At 67.2% G+C, this 22,408-nt stretch carries 25 protein-coding genes; 24 read left to right on the top strand and 1 reads right to left on the bottom strand.

Annotated features, from left to right (window positions below; translation table 11 throughout):
* The first annotated feature begins 10 nt into the window (after positions 1-10).
* From ACW18B_RS03695 to trmB, 14 genes are all read left to right on the top strand, one after another.
* Positions 11-598, top strand: coding sequence for a malonic semialdehyde reductase (locus ACW18B_RS03695; protein ID WP_492049649.1), 588 nt, complete (start codon positions 11-13; stop codon positions 596-598).
* A gap of 125 nt (positions 599-723) precedes the next feature.
* Entirely contained in the window at positions 724-1,374 is a 651-nt protein-coding gene (locus ACW18B_RS03700) for a DUF1131 family protein (protein WP_492049650.1), read from the top strand.
* Between the two features lie 7 nt (positions 1,375-1,381).
* Complete coding sequence (locus ACW18B_RS03705; protein WP_492049651.1) at positions 1,382-1,969, top strand: DUF1131 family protein; 588 nt, start codon at positions 1,382-1,384, stop codon at positions 1,967-1,969.
* A complete protein-coding gene (gene tsaB / locus ACW18B_RS03710) occupies positions 1,966-2,607 on the top strand; it encodes a tRNA (adenosine(37)-N6)-threonylcarbamoyltransferase complex dimerization subunit type 1 TsaB (protein ID WP_492049652.1) in 642 nt (213 codons plus the stop codon). Before ACW18B_RS03705 ends, tsaB begins: the two co-directional genes overlap by 4 nt.
* Positions 2,604-3,056 (top strand): ribosomal protein S18-alanine N-acetyltransferase, encoded by a 453-nt coding sequence (rimI, locus tag ACW18B_RS03715; RefSeq protein ID WP_492049654.1) that lies wholly within the window; start codon positions 2,604-2,606, stop codon positions 3,054-3,056. The genes tsaB and rimI overlap by 4 nt, the downstream gene beginning before the upstream one ends.
* A gap of 44 nt (positions 3,057-3,100) precedes the next feature.
* Complete coding sequence (locus ACW18B_RS03720; RefSeq protein WP_492049655.1) at positions 3,101-3,508, top strand: Fur family transcriptional regulator; 408 nt, start codon at positions 3,101-3,103, stop codon at positions 3,506-3,508.
* A gap of 174 nt (positions 3,509-3,682) precedes the next feature.
* Complete coding sequence (gene miaB, locus ACW18B_RS03725; protein WP_492049657.1) at positions 3,683-5,035, top strand: tRNA (N6-isopentenyl adenosine(37)-C2)-methylthiotransferase MiaB; 1,353 nt, start codon at positions 3,683-3,685, stop codon at positions 5,033-5,035.
* Complete coding sequence (locus ACW18B_RS03730; protein ID WP_492049659.1) at positions 5,032-5,976, top strand: PhoH family protein; 945 nt, start codon at positions 5,032-5,034, stop codon at positions 5,974-5,976. Before miaB ends, ACW18B_RS03730 begins: the two co-directional genes overlap by 4 nt.
* A 14-nt stretch (positions 5,977-5,990) precedes the next feature.
* Entirely contained in the window at positions 5,991-6,449 is a 459-nt protein-coding gene (ybeY, locus tag ACW18B_RS03735; RefSeq protein ID WP_492051865.1) for an rRNA maturation RNase YbeY, read from the top strand.
* Between the two features lie 11 nt (positions 6,450-6,460).
* Entirely contained in the window at positions 6,461-7,366 is a 906-nt protein-coding gene (locus ACW18B_RS03740) for a hemolysin family protein (RefSeq protein WP_492049660.1), read from the top strand.
* Positions 7,363-8,946, top strand: a complete 1,584-nt coding sequence (gene lnt / locus ACW18B_RS03745; RefSeq protein ID WP_492049662.1) for an apolipoprotein N-acyltransferase — start codon at positions 7,363-7,365, stop codon at positions 8,944-8,946. The genes ACW18B_RS03740 and lnt overlap by 4 nt, the downstream gene beginning before the upstream one ends.
* Positions 8,947-8,980: 34 nt before the next feature.
* Positions 8,981-9,412 carry a helix-turn-helix domain-containing protein gene (locus ACW18B_RS03750; protein WP_492049664.1) on the top strand — a complete coding sequence of 144 codons (432 nt, stop codon included), beginning with the start codon at positions 8,981-8,983 and terminating at the stop codon, positions 9,410-9,412.
* 110 nt (positions 9,413-9,522) lie between these two features.
* Positions 9,523-10,746, top strand: coding sequence for a methionine adenosyltransferase (metK, locus tag ACW18B_RS03755; protein ID WP_492049665.1), 1,224 nt, complete (start codon positions 9,523-9,525; stop codon positions 10,744-10,746).
* Positions 10,747-10,968: 222 nt separating this feature from the next.
* Positions 10,969-11,649 (top strand): tRNA (guanosine(46)-N7)-methyltransferase TrmB, encoded by a 681-nt coding sequence (trmB, locus tag ACW18B_RS03760; protein ID WP_492049667.1) that lies wholly within the window; start codon positions 10,969-10,971, stop codon positions 11,647-11,649.
* A 137-nt stretch (positions 11,650-11,786) separates the two neighbouring features.
* On the opposite strand, the gene ppa is transcribed toward trmB, so the two are convergent.
* Positions 11,787-12,320 carry an inorganic diphosphatase gene (gene ppa / locus ACW18B_RS03765; RefSeq protein WP_012284125.1) on the bottom strand — a complete coding sequence of 178 codons (534 nt, stop codon included), beginning with the start codon at positions 12,318-12,320 and terminating at the stop codon, positions 11,787-11,789.
* Positions 12,321-12,585: 265 nt separating this feature from the next.
* On the opposite strand from ppa, the gene rimP reads away from it, so the two are divergent.
* The 10 genes from rimP to rbfA all read left to right on the top strand — a co-directional run bounded on the left by rimP (position 12,586) and on the right by rbfA (position 22,408).
* Positions 12,586-13,191 carry a ribosome maturation factor RimP gene (rimP, locus tag ACW18B_RS03770; protein ID WP_492049669.1) on the top strand — a complete coding sequence of 202 codons (606 nt, stop codon included), beginning with the start codon at positions 12,586-12,588 and terminating at the stop codon, positions 13,189-13,191.
* Positions 13,192-13,193: 2 nt separating this feature from the next.
* Entirely contained in the window at positions 13,194-14,873 is a 1,680-nt protein-coding gene (gene nusA / locus ACW18B_RS03775) for a transcription termination factor NusA (protein WP_492049671.1), read from the top strand.
* A gap of 57 nt (positions 14,874-14,930) precedes the next feature.
* A complete protein-coding gene (locus tag ACW18B_RS03780) occupies positions 14,931-15,581 on the top strand; it encodes an RNA-binding protein (protein ID WP_492049673.1) in 651 nt (216 codons plus the stop codon).
* Between the two features lie 201 nt (positions 15,582-15,782).
* The gene (gene infB, locus ACW18B_RS03785; RefSeq protein ID WP_492049675.1) at positions 15,783-18,848 is read left to right on the top strand and encodes a translation initiation factor IF-2; all 3,066 of its coding nucleotides are present in this window, start codon (positions 15,783-15,785) and stop codon (positions 18,846-18,848) included.
* 130 nt (positions 18,849-18,978) lie between these two features.
* A complete protein-coding gene (locus ACW18B_RS03790) occupies positions 18,979-19,254 on the top strand; it encodes a hypothetical protein (RefSeq protein WP_492049677.1) in 276 nt (91 codons plus the stop codon).
* Positions 19,255-19,262: 8 nt separating this feature from the next.
* Positions 19,263-19,667, top strand: a complete 405-nt coding sequence (locus ACW18B_RS03795; protein ID WP_492049678.1) for a type II toxin-antitoxin system VapC family toxin — start codon at positions 19,263-19,265, stop codon at positions 19,665-19,667.
* A gap of 47 nt (positions 19,668-19,714) precedes the next feature.
* Positions 19,715-20,227: a DUF2939 domain-containing protein gene (locus tag ACW18B_RS03800; RefSeq protein WP_492049680.1), complete on the top strand. Its 513-nt coding sequence runs from the start codon at positions 19,715-19,717 to the stop codon at positions 20,225-20,227.
* Entirely contained in the window at positions 20,224-20,787 is a 564-nt protein-coding gene (locus ACW18B_RS03805; RefSeq protein ID WP_492049682.1) for a hypothetical protein, read from the top strand. The genes ACW18B_RS03800 and ACW18B_RS03805 overlap by 4 nt, the downstream gene beginning before the upstream one ends.
* Before the next feature lie 63 nt (positions 20,788-20,850).
* Positions 20,851-21,636: a dienelactone hydrolase family protein gene (locus ACW18B_RS03810; RefSeq protein ID WP_492049683.1), complete on the top strand. Its 786-nt coding sequence runs from the start codon at positions 20,851-20,853 to the stop codon at positions 21,634-21,636.
* Between the two features lie 274 nt (positions 21,637-21,910).
* Complete coding sequence (rbfA, locus tag ACW18B_RS03815) at positions 21,911-22,408, top strand: 30S ribosome-binding factor RbfA (protein WP_492049685.1); 498 nt, start codon at positions 21,911-21,913, stop codon at positions 22,406-22,408.

Below are 22,408 nucleotides of genomic sequence, written 5' to 3' on the forward strand. Positions count from 1 at the left end.
GTTTGAAGCCATGTCCAAGCTATCCGATCAGTCGCTCGCCCAGCTCTTCACCGAAGCCCGCACGCGCAATGGCTGGAAGTCCGATCCGCTGCCCGAGGCGTTGCTGCGCGAACTCTATGATCTGGTGAAGTTCGGCCCGACGGCCGCCAACACCACCCCGGCCCGTTTCGTGTTCGTCACCAGCCCCGAGGCCAAGGCCCGGCTGGCCAAGCTCTCGTCGGGCTCCAACGGCCCCAAGATCCTGCAGGCCCCGGTGACAGTGATCATCGGCTACGACCTGGATTTCCCTGAAACCCTCGACAAGCTGTTCCCGCATGCGCCGGGAGCCAAGACCTGGTTTGGCGACCCCGTGGCCAAGGAAGTCGGCGCGCTGCGTAACAGCTCGCTGCAGGGCGGCTACTTCATCCTGGCGGCGCGCGCCCTGGGTCTGGATGTCGGGCCGATGTCGGGCTTCGACAACGCCGGCGTCGACGCGGAATTCTTCGCCGGGACCAACATCAAGTCCAATTTCATTGCTTCGATCGGCTACGGCACTGACGAGGGCCTCTTCCCGCGCAGCCCGCGGCTCGACTTCGAAGAAGCCGCCCAGATCCTCTGATCTTGCCCACCCGTTTGCCCGATCCGCGTGCGTATGGATCGGTCCGACCTGAGTCTCCGGTCGTTTCGGCGATCGGAGGCGAGGGTTGCTTTGTGCATCCGCCGCACTCGCGCTAGAACCGTCTGATGATCCAGCGCATCGCCCCCTTCGCCCTGTCTGTCCTGCTGCTCGCCGCCTGCGGCCCGGCCGAGAAAAAGGCCGATGAGGCCGGTAAGGGCCCAGCGTCCGTCTCATCAGGACATGCCGGGTCGGTCGCTGTCGCGGTAACCCCCCACGACGGCGGTGTGCTGAACATCCGCGCCGATGGGGTCGGACCCATCACCGCCGCTACGGCCTTTGACGCCCCGACCCTGACGGCCCTGTTCCCCAAGGCGGTGGTCAAGAGCGCGTTCCTGCATTCGGGTCCCGGTCCGGCTCAGCCGATCATCACCGTCGAGCAGGACCAGATGACGCTAATGGAGATCAGCAAGGGCGAGGATGGCGGTCTGGGCGCGATCCGCCTTGAAGGCGGGGATGTGCGCGGGCCGCAGGGCGAGACCCTGCTGACCAAATGGCCCGCCCTGGGTCTGGACATCGCCAATTGCCGGGCCGGCGAGGGGCGCGAGATCAACACCGTGGTCTGCGCCCGTCCCGAGGCGCCCAATGTCGCCTATCTGATCGGCGTGCCCGGCTGGACCAAGGGCGGGCTGCCCCCGGTTGCGACCCTGAACGCCAAGGGGCAGCTGAACGGCTTTGTCTGGCGCCCCGTCGAGGGTCCTGCGGTTGGCTCGGCCTGATCACCGCATGCGGGGCGTCGCTCTGATCCTGGTTCCGCTGGCGCTGCTCGCGGCGTGCGGCCCGGCGGACAAGTCCGCTTCGGCCAGCGCCATGACGAGCCCGTCGGCGCCTGTGGCGGCGCCGACCCTCGCGCTCGACGAGTACGCCGTCGGCCCGATCGTGGCGCAGACGCCGTTCACGACCGAGGCCCTTCAGGCGCTGTTTCCCAAGGACAAGGTCGAGGCGCGCGATGGCGTGATCACGGTCCTTCGCGATGACGTCACCCTGCTGGAAATCCACGGCGAACGCGGCCTGCCGACGGTGGGCGAGATCCATATCGCCGGCCGGGCGGGGTTGGGGCCGCGCGGGGAGGTCTTGGGCATGGCGTGGTCCAAACTCGACGTGCCGCTCAAGCGATGCTGGAGGGGCCGGGACGCCTATCGCCAGGCGGTGATCTGCACCCAGCCTGGTGAGCCCGTTCTCCGCTACGTGTTCGACGTGCCCGACTGGAAAAGGACCACCATGCCGCCGAGGGAGGTCCTGACCCAAGCGACCCTGAGCCGCTTCATCTGGAAAAGCGGCGCGGGCGGCGTCGCGGTGTCTCCAATCTCATGATCCTGGCGATCGATACCTGTCTGGGTGCGAGTTCCGTCGCGATCCTTGAAGGCGACCGCGTCCTGGCGGCGCGCAGCGAACCGATGACCCGCGGCCATCAGGAGCGCATCGGCGTCCTGGTCCGCGAGGTCGCCGCTGAAGCCGGCGTCACTTTTCCGCAGCTCACCCGGATCGGCGTCACCGTGGGCCCGGGATCGTTCACTGGCCTGCGCGTCGGCCTGGCTTTCGCCAAGGGCCTGGCGACGGCGCTGTCGATTCCCTGCGTGGGGGTCAATACGCTGGAGGCCCTGGCGGCCGGCGTCGAAGGCGGCGGTTTCGTCGCCGCCGTGCTCGATGCGCGGATGAGCCAAGTCTATCTGCAGGTCTTCGATGGCGGTGTCGCCCTGATGGCGCCCGACGCCCTCGATCCGGGCTCGGCGGCGGCGCGGCTGGCCGAGCTGCATGGCGGTCAGGCCGTGACCCTGGTCGGTTCGGGCGCGCCGCTGCTGGCCGAGATCTTCGCCGGCGCGACCGTGTTGACCCCGGCGTCTCCCGATCCGGTCGCCGTCGCCCGCCTGGCCGCCGCCCGGCCCGCGCCGTCCCACTCGCCCCGGCCGCTCTATCTGCGCGCGCCCTACGCCACCTTGCCCGCGACATGATCCTTCGTCCCGTTGGCCTCGAGGCCTGCTTCATTCTGGCCGACCTGCACGACCGCGCCTTCCCAAGGCCGTGGAGCGCGATCGAGTTCGAGGCTCTGTTGAAATCACCGGGCGTCTTCGCGGTGCTGGGCGAGGCGGGCGAGCCGGCCGTCGAGAAGGGCTTTATCCTTTGCCGGTCCATCGCCGGCGAGGCCGAGATCCTGACCATCGCCGTCGATCCCGCCGCCCGTCGGCGCGGCTGGGGCGCGGCCCTGGTGGAGATGGCGGCGGGGATCGCAACCGAGACCGGCTCCGAGGCGATGTTCCTGGAGGTCGCGGCCGACAATCAGGCCGCCATCGGTCTCTATGCCGCCACCGGCTTTGCGCGGGTTGGCCTGCGCAAGGGCTATTATCGTCACCCGGATGGGGACACTGACGCCCTTGTCATGCGCCGGGCGCTTAACACATGAGACGAGGCCGCCTATCGTGGCGCGACTCAGACGGAGGGGCCGCCTTGGATCGACTTGAAAAGCTGTGCATCGAGAAGGGCATGCGCATGACCGACCAGCGCCGCGTGATCGCGCGCGTGCTGTCGTCGGCCGATGATCATCCGGATGTCGAGGAACTGCACCGCCGCGCCCACGCCGTGGATCCGCACATCTCGATCGCCACGGTCTATCGCACCGTGCGGCTGTTCGAGGAGAGTGGCATCATCGAGCGTCACGACTTCCGCGACGGCCGCTCGCGGTATGAAGAGACGCCCAGCCATCACCATGACCACCTGATCGACATGAAGACCGGCAAGGTCGTCGAGTTCGTGGACGAGGAGATCGAGGCCCTGCAAAACGCCATCGCCCGCAAGCTGGGCTACAAGCTGGTGGATCACCGGCTGGAGCTCTACGGCGTGCCGATCGAGGAGTGATCGGGGGTAGGGTGATCACTCGCCCCCACCGGGCTGCTTCGCAGCCGTCCGCCCCCATAGGGGGCGGATGAACCCATCTTCCCCCTCCGGGGGAGGCGCGCCGAAGGCGCGGAGGGGGCAAGTGTGTCCGCGGTGATCTTGCGCCCGGGCCCCCGCGCCCTCATAACCTCGCCCATGAGCGAGACCCCGCAAAAGCGCCTCTATATCAAGACCTACGGCTGTCAGATGAACGTCTATGACAGCGAGCGCATGGCCGATGTCCTGCGCCCGCTGGGCTATGGCGTCGTCGATGACCCTGAAGGCGCCGATCTGGTGGTGCTCAACACCTGCCATATCCGCGAAAAGGCCACCGAGAAGGTCTATTCGGAGCTTGGCCAGATCAAGCTGATGAAGGACCGCAAGGCGGAAGGCGGCGGTCGTATGACCATCGCCGTGGCCGGTTGCGTGGCCCAGGCCGAGGGTCAGGAGATCATGCATCGCCAGAAGGCGGTCGATCTGGTGGTCGGGCCGCAATCCTATCACCAGTTGCCCGAGCTGATCGCTCGCGCCCACCGGGCCACCGGCGAGCGGCTGTCGACCCATTTCGCCGCCGACGAAAAGTTCGACGCCCTGCCGGCCGAGCGCCAAGTCAAGGGCGTCACCGCCTTCCTGACCGTGCAGGAAGGTTGCGACAAGTTCTGCACCTTCTGCGTGGTGCCCTATACGCGCGGCGGCGAGTGGTCGCGGCCGCCGGAAGCCATCGAGGACGAGGCCAAGCGCCTGGCCGACCAGGGCGTGCGCGAGCTGACCCTGCTGGGCCAGAACGTCAACGCCTACAATGGCGGCGGTTCGACCTTGGCCAAGCTGGTGCGCCGGCTGGCCAGGATCGAGGGCATCGACCGCATCCGCTATACGACCAGCCATCCGCGCGACATGGGCGATGACCTGATCGAGGCTCATGGCGAGCTGCCCGAGTTGATGCCCTATCTGCACCTGCCGGTGCAGGCGGGATCGGACAAGATCCTCAAGGCGATGAACCGCGACCACACGGCCGAGAGCTATATGCGGCTGATCGAACGCATCCGCGCCGCCCGGCCCGACATCGCCCTGAGCGGCGATTTCATCGTCGGCTTCCCCGGCGAACGCGACGGCGATTTTGAAAAGACCCTGGAGCTGGTTCGCGAGGTCGGCTTCGCTTCGGCCTTCTCGTTCAAATATTCGCGCCGCCCCGGCACCCCGGCCTCGGCCATGACCGGCCAGGTCGACGAGGCCGTGAAGGCCGAGCGCCTGGAGCGCCTGAACCAGCTGCTCGACGCTCAGCAGAAGGCCTTCAACGCCACGCAGGTCGGCAAGGTCCTGCCGGTGCTGTTTGAAAAAAGTGGCCGCCACGCCGGTCAGGTCGTCGGCCGCAGTCCCTATCTTCAGGCGGTTCACGCCGAAGGCGGTGAACAATTGATCGGGACGATCGTTCCGGTCCGTATCGAATCCGCCGCCAAGATGAGCCTGGGCGGCGTCCTGGAATCCTCTGCCGTTCTGGAGACCGCTTGAGCCGCACCCCCGAGTTCCTGCCGCTGTCGGATGACGCCGTTCACGCGGTCTCCGGCCCCAGCGGCCGTCACGCCGCCCTGATCGAGGACGCCTTCAGGGTGCTGATCGAGACGCCGGGCGGCGGCGTCACCATCACCGGCGACGTCAAGGGCCGCACGGCGGCCAAGCGGGTGCTGAGCGCCCTGGCCCACCGCGCCGACGCCGGCGAGGAGGTGGTCGAGGCCGATGTCCGGATCGCCGTGGGCGAGTCCCAGAGCACCGGCGGCCAGGCCTCGCCACGCACGATCCGCAAGGGTTCGGTCTCGCCCAAGACCAAGGGCCAGGCCCGCTATATGGAAGCCATGGCCAGCCATCCGCTGAGCTTTGGCCTGGGTCCGGCCGGCACCGGCAAGACCTTCCTGGCCGTGGCGCACGGGGCCGGCATGCTGCTGCGCGGCGAGGTCGATCGCCTGATCGTCACCCGGCCCGCCGTCGAGGCCGGCGAGAAACTCGGCTTTCTGCCGGGCGACCTGAACGAGAAGGTCGATCCCTATATGGCCCCGGTCTGGGAGGCCCTGACCGACATCATGGGCGCCGAACAGCTGCGCCGCCGTCGGGAAAAGCTGGAGATCGAGGTCGCACCGATCGCCTTCATGCGCGGCCGCACCCTGGCCCACGCCTTCGTCATCGTCGACGAGGCGCAGAACTGCTCGCGTCTGCAGATGAAGATGGTCCTGACCCGCCTGGGCGAGGGCTCGCGCATGGTGGTGACCGGCGATCCCACCCAGGTCGACCTGCTCAATCCCCGGGATTCAGGCCTGGCCCACGCCGTCTCGATCCTCGAAGGCGTCGAGGGGGTGGCGGTGTCGCGCTTCACCGCCGCCGACGTGGTGCGCCATCCGTTGGTGGAGCGCATCGTCAAGGCTTATGACGCCGACGCCCTGCAGACGACCACCCGATGACCCTGACCGTCGACATTGAAATCGAGGACCCGGCCTGGACGACGGCCGAGCCCGAGACCGAGGCCCTGGTCTGGCGCGCCGCCCAGGCGGTGCTGGATGCGCATCAGGATATCGAGGGGCAGGGGATCGTCATCCTGTTGACCGACGATGACAGCGTTCAGGCCCTCAATCGCGATTTTCGCCAGAAGGACTACGCCACTAACGTCCTGTCCTTTCCTTCACCGCCCAATCCCGAAGCCCAGATCGGCGACATCGCCCTGGCCTTTGGGGTGTGTCAGCGCGAAGCGATCGAGCAGGGCAAGCCTCTTGCGCACCATTTGCAACATCTGGTGGCGCATGGGGTGCTGCATCTCTTAGGATACGACCACGAAGGCGACGAAGAGGCCGAGTCCATGGAAGCCCTGGAACGCGAGATCCTGGCGACCCTGGACGTGCCCGATCCCTACGCCGCCGATCAGACCCAGCAGGGGTGACTCCGAAGGCCATGCCAAGCGACGACTCTAGTCAAAAGCCCGCCGGTCCAGCTCGACAGAGCCGGGGCGTGCGGGCGTTCCTTCGCAGAATGCGCAAGCGACTGTCGGCCCCGGTCGAGATCGCTCGCTCGTCGGAGCCGTCGCAGGACGGCGCGGTCGACATTGTCGATCAGGCCGAGGCCTTCAAGACCCTGCGGGTGGCCGACGTGATGACGCCGCGCGCCGACATCGTCGCGGTCGAGCTCTCCACCCCTTTCGAAGCCCTGGTGGCCCAGTTCACCGAGGCCGAGCACTCGCGCATGCCGATCTATCGCGAGTCGCTCGATGACCCCGTCGGCGTGGTGCACGTCAAGGACGTCTTCCGGCTGCTGGCGGCGGACGCCAGGCGCCCGTCCGCCGCCGATGTCGTGCTGCACAAGGTGCGACGTGAAGTCCTCTACGTGCCCGCCTCGATGCGCGCCGCCGACCTGCTGCTGCGCATGCGCACCAGCCGCATCCATCTGGCCCTGGTGATCGACGAGTTCGGCGGCACTGACGGGCTGGTGACCATGGAAGATCTGATCGAGGCGGTGGTCGGCGACATCGACGACGAGCACGACGACGCGGCTGTGGCCGGTATCGTCGCGCGCCCCGGCGGGGTGTTCGAGGCCGACGCCCGTGCGCCGCTGGAGGAACTGGAAGCGGCCCTGGGTCGCGAACTGGCCCCGCCCGACATGGAAGAGGACATCGACACTGTCGCCGGCCTCGTCGTGGCCCTGGCGGGCCGTGTGCCGCAGCGGGGCGAGGTGATCACCCATCCTGACGGGTTCGACCTGGAAGTCGTCGAGGCCGATCCGCGCCGGGTGCGCCGGGTGCGGGTGCGGCCCGCCGCGATCCCTGGCGCGCCGGTTCCGGCGACGGAAGCCGCCGCCTCGTGAATCTGCAATTGGCTTCGCTGTGGCGCGATCGGGGTCTGGCCCTGCTGGCCGGGTTGGCCGCCGCCCTGGCCCATCCGCCGTTCGGCGTCCTGCCGGGTCTGCTGGGCTACGCCGTGCTGATGGGCCTACTGGACGCCGTCGAGGGGCCAAGACCGCTGCGGTCGGCCTTTCTGCGCGGCTGGCTGGCGGGTCTGGCCTATTTTGGTCTGGGCACCTGGTGGATCGGCGAGGCCTTTCTGGTCGACGCCGCCCATCAGGGCTGGATGGCGCCGTTCGCGGTCACGGCCATGGCCGGAGGCCTGGCCCTGTTCTGGGGCGCCGCGGCCGTCCTCTATCGCCTGGTCCGCCCGCCGGGCGTGCGCCGCGTGCTGGTGTTCGCCGGAGCCTTCGCCGCCCTGGAGTGGGTGCGCGGTCATGTGCTGACCGGCTTTCCGTGGAACCTGCCGGGCGAAACCTGGAAGGCCGGCTCGGCCCCTTCCCAGGCGGCCGCCCTGGTCGGCGCCTATGGCCTGACCTGGATCACCCTGGCCATCGCCGCCGCGCCGGCGGTGTGGCGCGAAGGCCTGGCCGGCCGCAAGGCGGTCGCGGCGGCGGCGGCGATGCTGGCGGCGCTCTACATCAATGGCTGGATGCCGTCCGCCCCGGCCCCGCCCTCGGCGTCGCCGACCGTTCGCATCGTCCAGGCGGGCATCGAACAATCGGTCAAGTGGGACGCTGACCACTTCGCCCAGGTGGTCGAGGCCTATGTTTCCCTGACCGCGCGACCCTATGCCGGCGACAAGCCCACCGACATCGTCATCTGGCCGGAGGGCGCGCTTCCGGCGGCTTTGAATGACTATCTGGCGCCCGGAACCTGGGTGCGTCAGGCCATTGTCGACGCCCTGCAACCTGGCCAACTCCTGTTGATCGGCGGCTATCGCTATGAGGGGCCGTTCGACAAGCCGGTCTATTACAACAGCCTGGTCGTCCTGCGCCGCACGCCGACCGATATCGAAGCCGTCGGAGTTTATGACAAGCATCGGCTGGTGCCGTTTGGCGAATACCTGCCGATGGACGCCTTGCTGACCCGGCTGGGGATCAAGAGCCTGACGCATCTGGGCGACAGCTTCGCGACCGGCCCGCGTCCGGCCCCGCTGCGGCTCTCGCCTGACCTGATGGTCCAACCCTTGATCTGCTATGAGAGCCTGTTTCCGGGCCTGGCCAAGCCGGACCCCAGGGTCCGGGTTCTGGTCAATGTCTCGAACGACGCCTGGTTTGGGGCCACTTCCGGGCCGCTGCAGCACTTAAATCTGGCCAGCTATCGCGCCATTGAAACGGCGACCCCGATCCTTCGGGCGACCCCGACGGGCGTCTCGGCCGTGATTGACGCCAGAGGCAAGATCGTGCGCGGAGCCCGGCTCAATCTCGGCCAAACCGGGGTAATCGATGGCATTTTGCCGCAAAAAGGTAAGATTACACCCTTCTCACGTCTGGGCGACAGTCTGTTTTTGCTCCTGATCGGCCTGTCTGCGGCCGCCGCCTTTCGCCCGTCAGCGGGTGGGCGCTTTGCAAGTGTTACGGATTTGTTAGAGAAGGGCTGAATTAAAACCGCAATTTCAGCTATCAAGCGTAGGTATGAGCCTTACTTCCGATCAAGAGCGTCACCCCAATCCCATCGACCTCCATGTCGGCGCCCGGATTCGCATGCGTCGAAAGATCCTGGGCATCAGTCAGGAACGCCTGGCCGAGGATCTGGGCCTGACCTTCCAGCAGGTCCAGAAATATGAGCGCGGGGCCAATCGGGTCAGCGCCAGCAAGCTCTATGAAATCGCGCGCAGCCTGCAGTCCGCGGTCTCCTACTTCTTCGAGGGTCTGGCCGATCCTGAGGATCAGGAGGGCATGGCCGAGAACGGCGCTCAGCAGTTCGTTCACGACTTTCTGATGACCCCGGAAGGCCTGGAGCTGGCGAGCCTGTTTCCGAAGATCGCCCGCGCCAAGGTTCGTCGCCGGATCCTCGACCTGGTTCGGTCCATGGCGGATGAGGGCTTTCCCGAGACCGAAGACTGAGCGCGACCGATCACCGCAGCTTGCCGACATAAACATATCTTTATATGCTAACCGGCTAACCGGGTGGACGTCTCGTCCATCCGGGCGAAATTCCTGGCCGGAGCTGTCCCTTGAGCCGTTCGTCCTACATCTTCACCAGTGAAAGCGTCTCCGAGGGGCACCCCGACAAGGTTGCTGACCGGATCAGCGACACCGTGGTCGACGCCTTTCTGAGCGTTGATCCCGAGGCGCGCGTCGCCTGCGAAACCCTGGTCACCACCAATCGCATCGTGCTGGCCGGCGAAGTCCGGGCCGGAAAGCCCGATGGCGACAAGGCCGCCAACAAGCAGCTGACCAAGGACATTCTCAAGTCGCTGGAGCCCAAGGTGCGGGCCGCGATCAAGGATATCGGTTACGAGCAGAAGGGCTTCCACTGGGAGAAGGCCAAGTTCGCCAACTACCTGCACGGCCAGTCGGCCCACATTGCGCAGGGCGTCGACGCCAGCGACAAGAAGGACGAAGGCGCCGGCGACCAGGGCATCATGTTCGGCTATGCCAGCACCGAGACCCCGGAGCTGATGCCGGCCACCCTGCAATACAGCCACAATATCCTCAGCCGCCTGGCCCAGCTGCGCCACAGCGGCGAGCTGTCCGAGCTCGAGCCGGACGCCAAGAGTCAGGTGACCCTGGAATATGACGCCAACGGCAAGCCGACCCGCGTCGTCTCGATCGTGGTGTCGCACCAGCACAAGAAGAAGATCAACGGCCAGTCGGCGACCAGCAAGCGCGTGCTGGAGCTGATCCGTCCGCACATCCTGCCGATCTTCCCCGAAGGCCTGATCACCAAGAAGACCCAGTGGCTGGTCAATCCGACCGGCCGCTTCGAGATCGGCGGCCCCGACGGCGACGCCGGCGTCACCGGCCGCAAGATCATCGTCGACACCTACGGCGGCGCGGCCCCGCACGGCGGCGGCGCCTTCTCGGGCAAGGATCCGACCAAGGTCGACCGTTCGGCCGCCTATGCCTGCCGCTACCTGGCCAAGAACGTGGTCGCCGCCGGCCTGGCCGACCGCTGCACCATCCAGATCGCCTACGCCATCGGCGTGGCCAAGCCGGTCTCGTTCCATGTCGATCTGCATGGCACCGGCAAGGTCGATCCCGAAGTGCTGGAAAAGCTGCTGCCCCAGCTGATCGGCGGCGCCACGCCGCGCGCCATCCGCCAGCACCTGCAGCTGAACAAGCCGATCTATGCCCGCACCGCCGCCTATGGCCATTTTGGCCGTACGCCGGACAATGAAGGCGGCTTCTCGTGGGAGAAGACCGACCTGACCAGCGAGCTGAAGGGTCTGGCTTAAGCCTCAGCCTCTCCTGACTGTTTGAAGCGGGCCTCGATCATGCGATCGGGGCCCGCTTTCGTTGGGGGCCTTGCGTCCTTCGAGGCCCGCTGCGCGGGCGCCTCAGGATGAGGAAATCAGTAGAAATCTCCTCATCCTGAGGTGCGCGCTCCTGAGCGCGCCTCGAAGGACGCAAAGCCGTTCCGCTGGCCTCCGGCGAGGATGGACGGTAAGAGCCGCCGCATGACCTCCGCTCCCATTCCCCACGGGCCCCTGCGCACGTTCGGCCGCATCAAGTCGCGGCCGGTGAAGCCGCGCCAGCAGGCCCTGCTCGACACCCTGTTGCCCGAGATCGCCGTGCCCACGGCGTCGTTCGCGCCGCTCGACCTGATGCCTGAGGCGACCGAAGTCTGGCTGGAGATCGGCTTTGGCGGCGGCGAGCACATGGCCGCCCAGGCCGGCCGACATCCGCACGCCCTGATCCTCGGAGCTGAGCCCTTCGTCAACGGCGTGGCCAGCGCGGTGCGCCATATCGAGGAGCAGGCGCTTGCCAATGTCCGCATCCACGAGGGCGACGCCCGCGACGTGATCGGCTGGCTGCCCGACGCCTGTCTGACCCGGGTGTTCATCATGTTCCCCGACCCCTGGCACAAGGCCCGGCACAACAAGCGCCGCCTGATCCAGCCGGCGGTGGTGACGGAACTGGCGCGGGTGCTGAAGAGCGGCGGACGCCTGCGTTTCGCCACCGACTGGGCCGACTATGCCGAATGGACGATCGAGCGGGTGCTGGCCGATGAGGCCTTCCGCTTCGAGAGCGAGACGGCCGACCGCAACGCCCCGCCGGCCGACCACGTGACCACGCGCTACGAGGAAAAGAAGCTGGGCGACTGCGCGCCGGTGTTCCTGGACTTTGTAAGAGCATAGAGCCCTTCCCCCTCGATGGGGGAAGGGTTGGGATGGGGGTGGCTACGGCGTCTAGCTCAGCTCGAACGCTTCGCGTTCACCCCCATCCGACCCGCTGCGCGGGCCGCCTTCCCCCATCAAGGGGGAAGGGGCATTTTCTAGTAGCTTTCGTCGTGGCGCTTGATCGCCGCGCGGATGACTTCGGCGGTTTCTTCCAGACCGACCCAGCCGGTGATCTTGGTCGACTTGCCCTTTTCCAGGTCCTTGTAGTGCTGGAAGAAGTGGGCGATCTGCTCGGTGAGGATCACCGGCAGATCGCGCCAGCTGTTCACGCCCGTATAGAAGGGGTGCAGCTTGTCGACCGGCACGGCCAGGATCTTTTCGTCCGAACCGGCTTCGTCGACCATCATCAGGGTGCCGATCGGGCGGCAGCGGATGATCGCGCCGGGCACCACCGGGGTGGGGCCCACCACCATGATGTCGGCGGGGTCGCCGTCATCGGCCAGGGTGTGCGGGATGAACCCGTAATTGGCCGGATAGAACATCGCCGTGTGCAGGAAGCGGTCGACCATCAGGGCGCCGCTTTCCTTGTCGATCTCGTACTTCACCGGCTCGCCGCCCTGCGGGATCTCGATGATGGCGTTGAGGTCGTAGGGCGGGTTGACGCCCGTGGCGATCTTGGAAAGGTCCATTATGACTCTTCTGTGGATTGGGGCCCGCGGGGAGGCGGCCTGCGCGGGCGTCTCTATAGGCCACAAATGCGGCAGTGCAAAAGAGGCTGCGCGCGCCGGTCTGTCACAGGGGCTTCCAACCGCCCGAACATCACGCTATAAAGCCTCTACATCGTCCGTCAGCGCTGCTAGCGCTTTCGAGCGGCGGCCCGAAAGGCTGCCGCTTTTTCTTTGGCTGTTTGGCGCCCGCGCTTTTCGGCCCCCAGTTTCGAGTTGAGAACACCCCGTGCGCGGCAAGACGCAGGAAGACAAGGATCTGATCGAGCTGCTCGATCCCGTCGCCGAATCCGTCGGCTACGAGCTCGTGCGCCTGCGCCTGATGGGCGGGGCCGAGACCCGGCGGCTGCAGATCATGGGCGAGCGTCCGGATGGCGACATGAACGTCGAGGATTGCGCGCGGCTGTCGCGCGCCATCTCCGAGGTGATGGACGCCGCCGACCCGATCGCCGGCGAATACACCCTGGAAGTCTCCAGCCCGGGCGTGGATCGTCCGCTGACGCGACTGAAGGACTTCGACACCTATGCCGGCCTGGAGGTCCGCATCGAGCTGGATCGCGTGGCCGAGGGCCGCAAGCGCTTCAAGGGCGAGCTGGCCGGCGTCGAGGACGGCCAGGTAGGCCTCAATATCGAGGGCGAGGACGACACCACCGTCTATTTCCCGTTCGAATGGCTGGTCGACGCCAAGTTGGTGTTGACCGACGCGCTGATGAAGCGCGGGGCTGAGCAGCGCGCCCTCCGCGTCGGAGCCGAAGGCGAAGACGCGGACTCCGAAGATCTCGGCGACGACGCCGAAGACGAAGATTTTGACCTGTCCGAAAGTGAAGAGGACTGACCATGGCCATCGGCATTTCCGCCAACCGGCTCGAGCTGCTGCAGATCGCTGACGCGGTCGCGCGCGAAAAAGGCATCGAGAAGGAAGTCGTCATCGAGGCGATCGAGGACGCCCTGCAGAAGGCGGCTCGCGCCCGTTACGGCGCCGAGCACGACATCCGGGTGAAGATCGATCCCCGCACCGGCGAGACCAGCCAGAAGCGGATCATCACCGTGGTCGGCGACGACCAGGAGATCGAGGGCGAAATCGGCCAGGTCCAGCTGTCGATCGCCAAGCGCACCTGGCGCGACGCCGAAATCGGCAAGGTCTATGAAGAAGACCTGCCGCCGTTCGAGATCGGCCGCGTCCAGACCCAGATGGCCCGCCAGGTCGTCATGCATAAGGTCCGCGAAGCCGAGCGCGAGCGCCAGTTCGACGAGTACAAGGATCGCTCGGGCGAGATCGTCAACGGCAGCGTCAAGCGCGTCGAATACGGCAATGTCATTGTCGATCTGGGCCGCGGCGAAGGCATCATGCGCCGCGACCAGTCGATCCCGCGCGAGAACTTCAACGTCGGCGACCGTATCCGCGCCTATATCTACGACGTCCGTCGCGAGACCAAGGGCCCGCAGATCATGCTGTCGCGCGCCCACGGCGGCTTCATGGCCAAGCTGTTCGCGCAGGAAGTGCCGGAAGTCTATGACGGCGTCATCGAGATCCGCGCCGTGGCCCGTGACCCGGGGTCGCGCGCCAAGATGGCCGTGATCTCCAACGACAGCAGCATCGACCCGGTCGGCGCCTGCGTCGGTATGCGCGGTTCGCGCGTGCAGGCGGTGGTGGCCGAGCTGCAGGGCGAAAAGATCGACATCATCCAGTGGTCCGAGGACGAGGCGACCTTCATCGTCAACGCCCTGGCCCCCGCCGAGGTCTCCAAGGTGGTGATGGATGAGGAAGACGAGCGCGTCGAGGTCGTGGTGCCTGACGAGCAGCTGTCGCTGGCCATCGGCCGTCGCGGCCAGAATGTCCGCCTGGCCTCCCAGCTGACCGGCTGGCAGATCGACATCATGACGGAAAGCCAGGAGAGCGAGCGCCGTCAGAAGCAGTTCACCGAAACCACGGCCCTGTTCCAGGAAGCCCTGGACGTCGACGAGGTCATCGCCCAGCTGCTGGTCACCGAAGGCTTCGCCGCGGTGGAAGACGTCGCCTATGTCGAACCGCACGAAATCGCGGCCATCGAGGGCTTCGACGAGGAAACCGCCGAGGAACTGCAGGTCCGCGCCCGCGAATTCCTGGACCGCGAAGCCGCCGCCCTCGACGCCAAGCGCGTCGAACTGGGCGTCGAGGACGCCGTCCTCGAGATCGAAGGCGTCACCCTGCCCATGGCCGTGGCCCTGGGCGAAGGCGATGTGAAGACCGTCGAGGATCTGGCCGGTCTGGTGCCCGACGACATGCGCGGCTGGTTCGAAAGCAAAAACGGCGAGCGCGTGCGCGAACCGGGCATTCTCGAGAGCTTCAACCTGTCGCCGGAAGACGCCGAGGCGCTGATCATGCGCGCCCGGATCGTCATGGGCTGGGTCGAGGCCCCGCCGGAGCCGGAATACGAAGAACCCGCCTATGAAGACGGCGAGCTGGAGGCCGAGGCTGTTGAGGCTGACGCTGAAGGCGAAGAGCCCGCTGTCGTCGAAGAGACGCAGGAAGGCTAGGCCAGATGTCCCGCCCCCTCCGGCGATCGCTGGAGGGGGCGGGCTTTCGCGAGACGCATGACCGAACACGCCGCCCCCAAGACCCACGCTGAAGCCTCCCGCCTGCGCAAGGACGTCGTCCTGGGCGAGGCGACGGATGAAGCGCGACTGATCCGCTTCGTGGAAGGCCCGGGCGGTGTGGTGGTCCCTGACCTGGCGCGCAAGCTGCCGGGGCGCGGGATCTGGGTCGGCGCCGATCGCGACGCGGTCACCCTGGCGGCCAAGAAGGGTCTGTTTTCGCGCTCGGCCAAGACCAAGCTGACCGCGCCGGGCGATCTGGCCGATCAGGTCGAGGCCTTGCTGGCCAAGCGGGTTTTGGACGGTCTGGGGCTTGCGCGCCGGGCTGGAAACATTATCTCGGGCTTCGAGAAGGTCGTCGCCGCGCTGAATTCCGGCAAGACGGCCTGGCTGATCGAGGCGTCGGACGGCGCTGACGATGGCCGCAGAAAGATGCTCACGGCGGTTTACAAGGCCCCGAATACCCCGCGAATCCTCGGGATGTTCACATCCGACGAATTGGGTTTGGCCTTGGGCGGTGAGAATGTGATACACACGGCGCTTCTTGCTGGGCGTGGCACTGATCGCTGGACTTTGGACGTCGAGCGGTTATCAGGCTTTCGCCCGCTATTCCCTCCGACCTGGTCGGCGAGTTGGCGCGAGGAGTCCTAGGGTCTTTCGATTGAACCGGCGTGGCCGGTCTGATCGCAAGGCTCTAGAATCTTTAAGGTGGAGCACGACCCCCCTGGGGTCGGGCCCGTGAGTGAAGGGTCGGGAAACGCGCTTCCTTCGTGGGAGTACGTCCGGGCCCCTTTCTCACATGGAACGAACGGTTTTTGGCCGGGTCCCCCCGGCGGAAGTACAAGCGAGCGCATGAGCGACGAGAACGATAACGGTCGGCCCGGCACCCCAGGTGGGCGCGCGCCCATCACACTGAAGCCCCGCCAGGGCTCGGTGAGCGCCGGCGTGGTGAAGCAAAGCTTCAGCCATGGCCGGACCAAGACGGTGGTGGTCGAAACCAAGCGGACACGTCCGCACGCCGCGCCGGCCGGCAACATGGCCGCGCCGTCTTCGGCTGAGCGCCGCCACACCAACGAACCGCGCCCGTCTTCGCCATCCGGCGGCGGCGGATCGGCCGGCGGTCTCTCGCAAGAAGAGATGCGCGCGCGTCAACGCGCCATCGAGGCGGCGCGCGAAAGCCAGGACCGGCAGGCGTCGCAACGCGCCGCCGAAGAGGCCCGCGTTCGCGCCGCCGAGGCTGCTGCGCGTGACGCCGCCGCCAAGGCCGCCGCTGCGGCCAAGGCCGCCGCCGAACCGGCGCCGACGCCCGTTGCCGCCGCTCCGGCTCCGGCTCCGGCTCCGGCTCCGGTGGCGCAAGCCCCCGTGGCCCCGGCGGCTCCGGCGCCGGCTCCGCAGGCGCCCGCCGCGCCTTCGGCCCCCGTGGCTGCGGCTCCGGCCGCGCCGCGCGCCGAAGCCCCGCGTCCGGCTTCGCCGAACCAGACCCGCACCTATGAGCCGAGCCGCGAACGTCGCGACGATCGCACTTCGACCACGACCTATCGTCCGCCGGCCGGTGATCGCCCCGCCCAGGGTGATCGTCCGGCCCCCGGCCAGCCGTTCAACCAGCGCGCTCCGCGTCAGGACGGCCCCTATAACCAGCGTGCGCCGCGTCCTGACGCCGCGCCGCGCGGTCCCCGTCCGGAAGGCGGTTTCCGCAACGATCGTCCGCAGGGTGATCGTCCGCCGCAAGGCGATCGTCCGCAAGGCGATCGTCCGACCCAGACCGTCCGTTATTCGGCCCTCGCGCCGCGTCCGGCTCCGGGCGCCCGTCCGGGTCCCGGCGGTCCGCCGCGTGGTCCGCGCGCCGGTGCTCCGGCCGCAGCTCCGGCGACGCCGGAAGTCCAGCGCGCCATGCGCTCGGCGCCGCGTCCCGGCGGCGAAGTCAGCCGTCGTCCCGATGACGAGGATGATCGCCGCAAGGCGGCCGCCCCCGGCAAGGCCGTGTCGCGCGCCAAGGGCGCCCCGATGCGCCGCGAAGGCCGCCTGACGATTCAGACCGTGGCCGGCGATGGAGACTCCGCCGACCGCATGCGCTCACTGGCCTCGGTTCGCCGGGCCCGTGAACGTGAAAAGGAAAAGCGTCGCGGCGGTCCGGCCGAGCAGGTCAAGGTTAGCCGCGAAGTGATCATTCCAGACGTCATCACCGTGCAGGAGCTGTCCAACCGGATGGCCGTCCGCGGTGTCGAGATCATCAAGTTCCTGATGCGTCAGGGCGTGATGCTGAAGGTCAATGACGTCATCGACAACGACACCGCCGAACTGGTGGCGACCGAATTTGGTCACACCGTGCGCCGCGTGTCGGAAGCCGACGTCGAAGAAGGCTTCATCGGCGCCGAGGACATCGACGATCACCTGGAGCCCCGGCCCCCGGTCGTCACGGTCATGGGTCACGTCGACCACGGCAAGACCAGCCTGCTGGACGCGCTGCGCAAGGCCGATGTGGCCGGCGGCGAACATGGCGGCATCACCCAGCACATCGGCGCTTACCAGGTTCGCCTGGAAGACGGCGCCAAGATCACCTTCCTCGACACCCCTGGTCACGCCGCCTTCTCGGCGATGCGGGCGCGGGGCGCCAATATCACCGACCTGGTGATCCTGGTGGTTGCGGGTGACGATGGCGTCATGCCGCAGACGATCGAGGCGATCAAACACGCCAAGGCCGCTGAAGTGCCGATCATCGTGGCCGTCAACAAGATGGACAAGCCTGGCGCCGACGCCACGCGGGTCATCAATGAGCTGCTGCAACACGAGATCGTGGTCGAAAGCCTGGGCGGCGAAACCCAGATCGTCGAAGTCTCGGCCAAGACCGGCCAGGGCCTGGACGAACTGATCGAACGCATCAGCCTGCAGGCCGAAGTCCTCGACCTGAAGGCCAACCCCGATCGTATCGCCGACGGCGTGGTGATCGAGGCCAAGCTCGACAAGGGTCGCGGCGCGGTCTCCACCGTGCTGGTCAAGCGCGGCACGCTGAAGCGCGGCGACATCGTCGTGGCCGGCAGCCAGTTTGGCCGGGTTCGCGCCCTGCTCAACGAGCGCAACGAGCAGCTGACCGAAGCCGGTCCCTCGACCCCGGTCGAGATCCTCGGCCTGGACGGCGTGCCTTCGCCCGGCGACCCCTTCGCGGTCGTCGAGAACGAGGCTCGTGCTCGCGAACTGACCGAGTATCGCGTCCGTCTGAAGCGTGAAAAGTCGCTGCACCCGGTGGGCGCGGGCGCCACCAGCATGGCCGATATGATGGCCAAGCTGCAGGACAAGAAGTATCGCGAACTGCCGCTGGTCATCAAAGCCGACGTGCAGGGCTCGGCCGAAGCGATCATCGGTTCGCTGGACGCCATGTCGACCGACGAGGTCCGCGCGCGGATCATCCTGTCGGGCGCGGGCGCCATCAGCGAAAGCGATGTGATGCTGGCCAAGGGCGCCGGCGCGCCGCTGATCGGCTTCAACGTCCGGGCTTCCGCTCAGGCGCGGGCTCTGGCCGAACGCGAAGGCGTCGAGATCCGCTACTACGCGATCATCTACGACCTGCTGGACGACATCAAAGGCGTGCTCTCGGGCATGCTGGCGCCGATCCAGCGCGAAACCTTCCTGGGCAACGCCGAAGTGCTGCAAGCCTTCGACATCTCCAAGGTCGGCAAGGTCGCCGGTTGCCGCGTCACCGAAGGCGTGGTCCGCAAGGGCGCCAAGGTCCGGATCATCCGCAACGACATCGTCGTTCTGGAACTGGGCACCCTGCAGACGCTCAAGCGCTTCAAGGACGAGGTCAACGAGGTCCCGTCGGGTCAGGAGTGCGGCATGATGTTCGCCGGCTTCCAGGACATCAAGGTCGGCGACACCATCGAGTGCTTCACCGTCGAAGAGATCAAGCGCCAGCTCGACTAGGGCCAGGCTTGAGATCGAAACTTTCGGAAAGGCGCGGATCGCAAGGTCCGCGCCTTTTTCGTCTTGAGCAGCGAACTCGACGGAAATGGGCCCCTATGGCATCATGGCTCGCTTTCTGGAGTGCGCGACCATGACGCGGGTCACCGTGGGAACTTGGGACCAAGGCTTGGCTTCGGGCGTGCTGCACGATGCCGGCCACGCTCTGGGTCTGGTCGAAGGCCAGCAAGTTGAGATCGAGGTTCGTGGCGATGACATCGTCATCCGTCGCCTGGACACCCAGCCCAAGTTGAGCGCGGAAGTCGTGGCCAAAGCTCGGGCGGCCGCGGCCGAGATTATCGCCGACAGTCGGGGGCGGTCTTTGGCGGGGCTCAGCATAAGAGACATGATCGACGAGGGGCGCCGTTGAAGGCCTTGGTGCTTGACGCTTCGATGACCCTGGCCTGGGCCTTTGAGGACGAGAAGACGCCAGCCTCACATGAGGTCATGCAGCAGGTCGCAGAGTCAGGGGCGACCGTACCGTCACTTTGGCGCCTGGAGGTGGTGAGCGCCCTTGGCGTGGCCGTTCGGCGTAAACGCTGCGATGAGGCGTTTGTCGATCGCACGCTTTGCCGCCTTGGAGATTTGGCGATTGCCTTGGATGATCAGACCGATGCGCGCGCCTGGACGGAAACGCTCGGATTGGCGCGCGCCGAAGCGTTGACGCCCTACGACGCCGCCTATCTCGAGTTGGCGATCCGGCTAAACGCGACCCTCGCCAGCTGCGACGCCGAACTCATCGCCGCCGCGCGCCGGCGGGGCCTTGATGTTCTCACCGCCTGATCCTTCAGGACTGGAATTCGCCCAATTCCGGCGCTACGGCTTAAGCCATGCGTATCAAAGCCCTCCTCGCCCTGACCGCCGCCGCGCTTTCGCTCAGCGCCTGCGCCACCGTCGATCGCTATGATGCGGCCGGCGACGTCCACACCCTGCTGACGGCGATCCGCGATCAGGACCGGGCGACGTTCGACGCCCATGTCGATCGCCAGGCCCTGAAGGGCGAGATCGAGGCGCGGCTGATGGCCGAGACCCGCAATCGCAAGGTCGATGACAAGTGGGCCGCCGTGGCCGCGGTGCTGGCCGGTCCGGCCGCCCAGCTGGCGGGCGACGCCCTGATCCGGCCCGAGACCTTCCGCGCCGCCGCCACCTATTACGGCTATACGCCCGACAAGCCGCTGCCCGGGCGGGTGGCGATCGCCAGCAGCCTGCGTCCGATCGACAACGGCCGGGTCTGCGCGGCCAAGAAGAACGGCCCCTGCCTGCTGACCTTCACCCGCGAGGGCGACATCTGGCGGCTCAGCGGCTTTGATCCCGAAGCGGCGAACCTGCACTTCAAGCGATGAGACTGGGATTTTCGATCGTCCTGGCGGCCTGCGCCCTCGCCACCGCCGCCCACGCCGAGCGGCGGATGTTCTCGTATGACCCGATCTCGGCCGACGCCAAGCGGCTGACCGGGGCGGGCCTGACCGTCCTGTTCGACCAGGGGCTGCTGGGCGGGGCGCGACCGATCAAGGTGCTGGCCACCGGCGTGCCGGCCCAGGGTCTGCTGATCAAGGGCAAGGACCGCGATCTGGGGCCCAAGGGTCTGGCGGGCATGTCCGGCGTCGACGCCGACGCGGCGCTCTATGAGGTCGACCCCAAGGCCGAACAGGGCAAGATCTATGTCCGCGCCTTCTGTCCCGGTTCCACGCGCCTGTGGCTCAGCTTCAGCCCCATCGCCGTGCGCCGCGACCTGCGCGTCCAGGCCCTGGGCGATGACCCCCAGACGGCGGGCAAGGCCCCGGGTCAGGCGCGGGTCTGCGGCACGCTGGACTTTTCCTGGCGGGGCGAGTGGAAACTGCCCGGCGGCAATCGGCCCGATCCGATGGAAGACTGGACCGACACCCTGAACGGCGTTCGCTAACCGTCTTGTCGGCGGCCGCGATGACGGCCAAGCTCTGCTCCAACGACAAGGGGCGGACGCACAATGACCAGCGCGCTGGAGGGCTTCACGCGGTTTGAGTTCGACGACGGGCGCTGGACCCGCGAGGTCTGGCGCATCGGTTCGGGCCCCGCCGTCATCGTCATCCACGAAATGCCCGGCCTGCATCCCGGCGTGCTGGCTTTCGCCCGCGACGTGGCCGCCGCCGGCATGACGGTCTTCTGCCCCAGCCTGTTTGGCGAACCGGCCAAGACGGCGACGCCCGGCTATGCGATCGGCGAGATTCTGAAGACGATCTGCGTGCGGCGCGAATTCACGGTGTGGGCCACCGACCGTTCCAGCCCGATCGTCGACTGGCTCCGGGCCCTGGCCCGGCAGGTTCACAAGGATTGCGGCGGCCGGGGCGTCGGGGCGGTGGGCATGTGCTTCACCGGCGGCTTCGCTTTGGCGATGATGACCGAGCCGTCCGTTGTGGCGCCGGTGCTGTCGCAGCCCTCGCTGCCGTTCGGCAAGAAGGGCGCGGGGTCACTGGGCTGTTCGGCGGCCGAGATCGCCTGCGCCCGCACCCGGTTCGAGACCGAGGACCTGTCGCTGATGGCCCTGCGCTTCAAGTCCGACAAGCTGGTCCCCGATGCACGCTTCGAGACCCTGAAGCGCGAGTTCGGCGACAAGGTCGAGACCATCGACCTGGAAGACGCCGACGCGGCCAGGGGCGTTCCCATGGCCCCGCACTCGGTGCTGACCCTGCACCTGGACCGCCACGACCCGCTGGGCCCGACCATGCAGACGCGGGACAAGGTGATCGCGTTCTTCAAGGATCGGACGGCTTAGACTCCATCTCCGCTCTCCCCGGCGAAGGCCGGGGCCCAGATCGAACCCGTGAAGGTTCCGACCTGGGCATGGTCAGAAGGCGAGTCATCCCCAAACGCTCAGGCTGAATCTGGGCCCCGGCATTCGCCGGGGAGAGCGGGGTTTGTAAGTGCGCGCTCATGCTCAGAACGTCCGGCGCTGGACTTTTCCCCCCCACAAGCCTAGACACCGCGCCTTGATTTTCCCCCGCGCTCCGGTGTTCGATCCGCCGGCCGGGCTGTAAGGACGCCGCGCCATGAAGCGCCATACCGACAAGTCTCCCAAGGCGGCGCCCACCGGCCCGTCGCAACGCCAGCTGCGGGCCGGCGAGCTGGTCCGCCACGCCCTGGTCGAGATCCTCCGCGAGGAGGATCTGCAGGATCCGGCCCTGATCAATATCTCGGTGACCGTCACCGAGGTGCGGATGACCCCGGACCTGCGCCACGCCGTCTGTTTCGTCGAGCCGCTGGGGGCGGGTGTCGCGCCCAAGATCGACCGCGAAGCCTCCTCGCCCTCGCGTATCGCCGTGCAGCTGGGCAGCCCCGAGGTGGTGGTGGCCGGCCTCAACCGCGTGGCCAAGTTCCTGCGCGGCCGGCTGGGCAAGACCATCGACATGAAGTTCACGCCCGACCTGAAGTTCATCCACGATGAGAGCTTCAACTCGGCCGCCGAGATGAACCGCCTGTTCGACAATCCGGTGGTGCAGCAGGACCTGCGCCGCCTCTCCGATGTGGTCGACGACGGGGACGATTGA

It is taken from the genome of Caulobacter sp. FV2ps19, assembly GCF_058681035.1.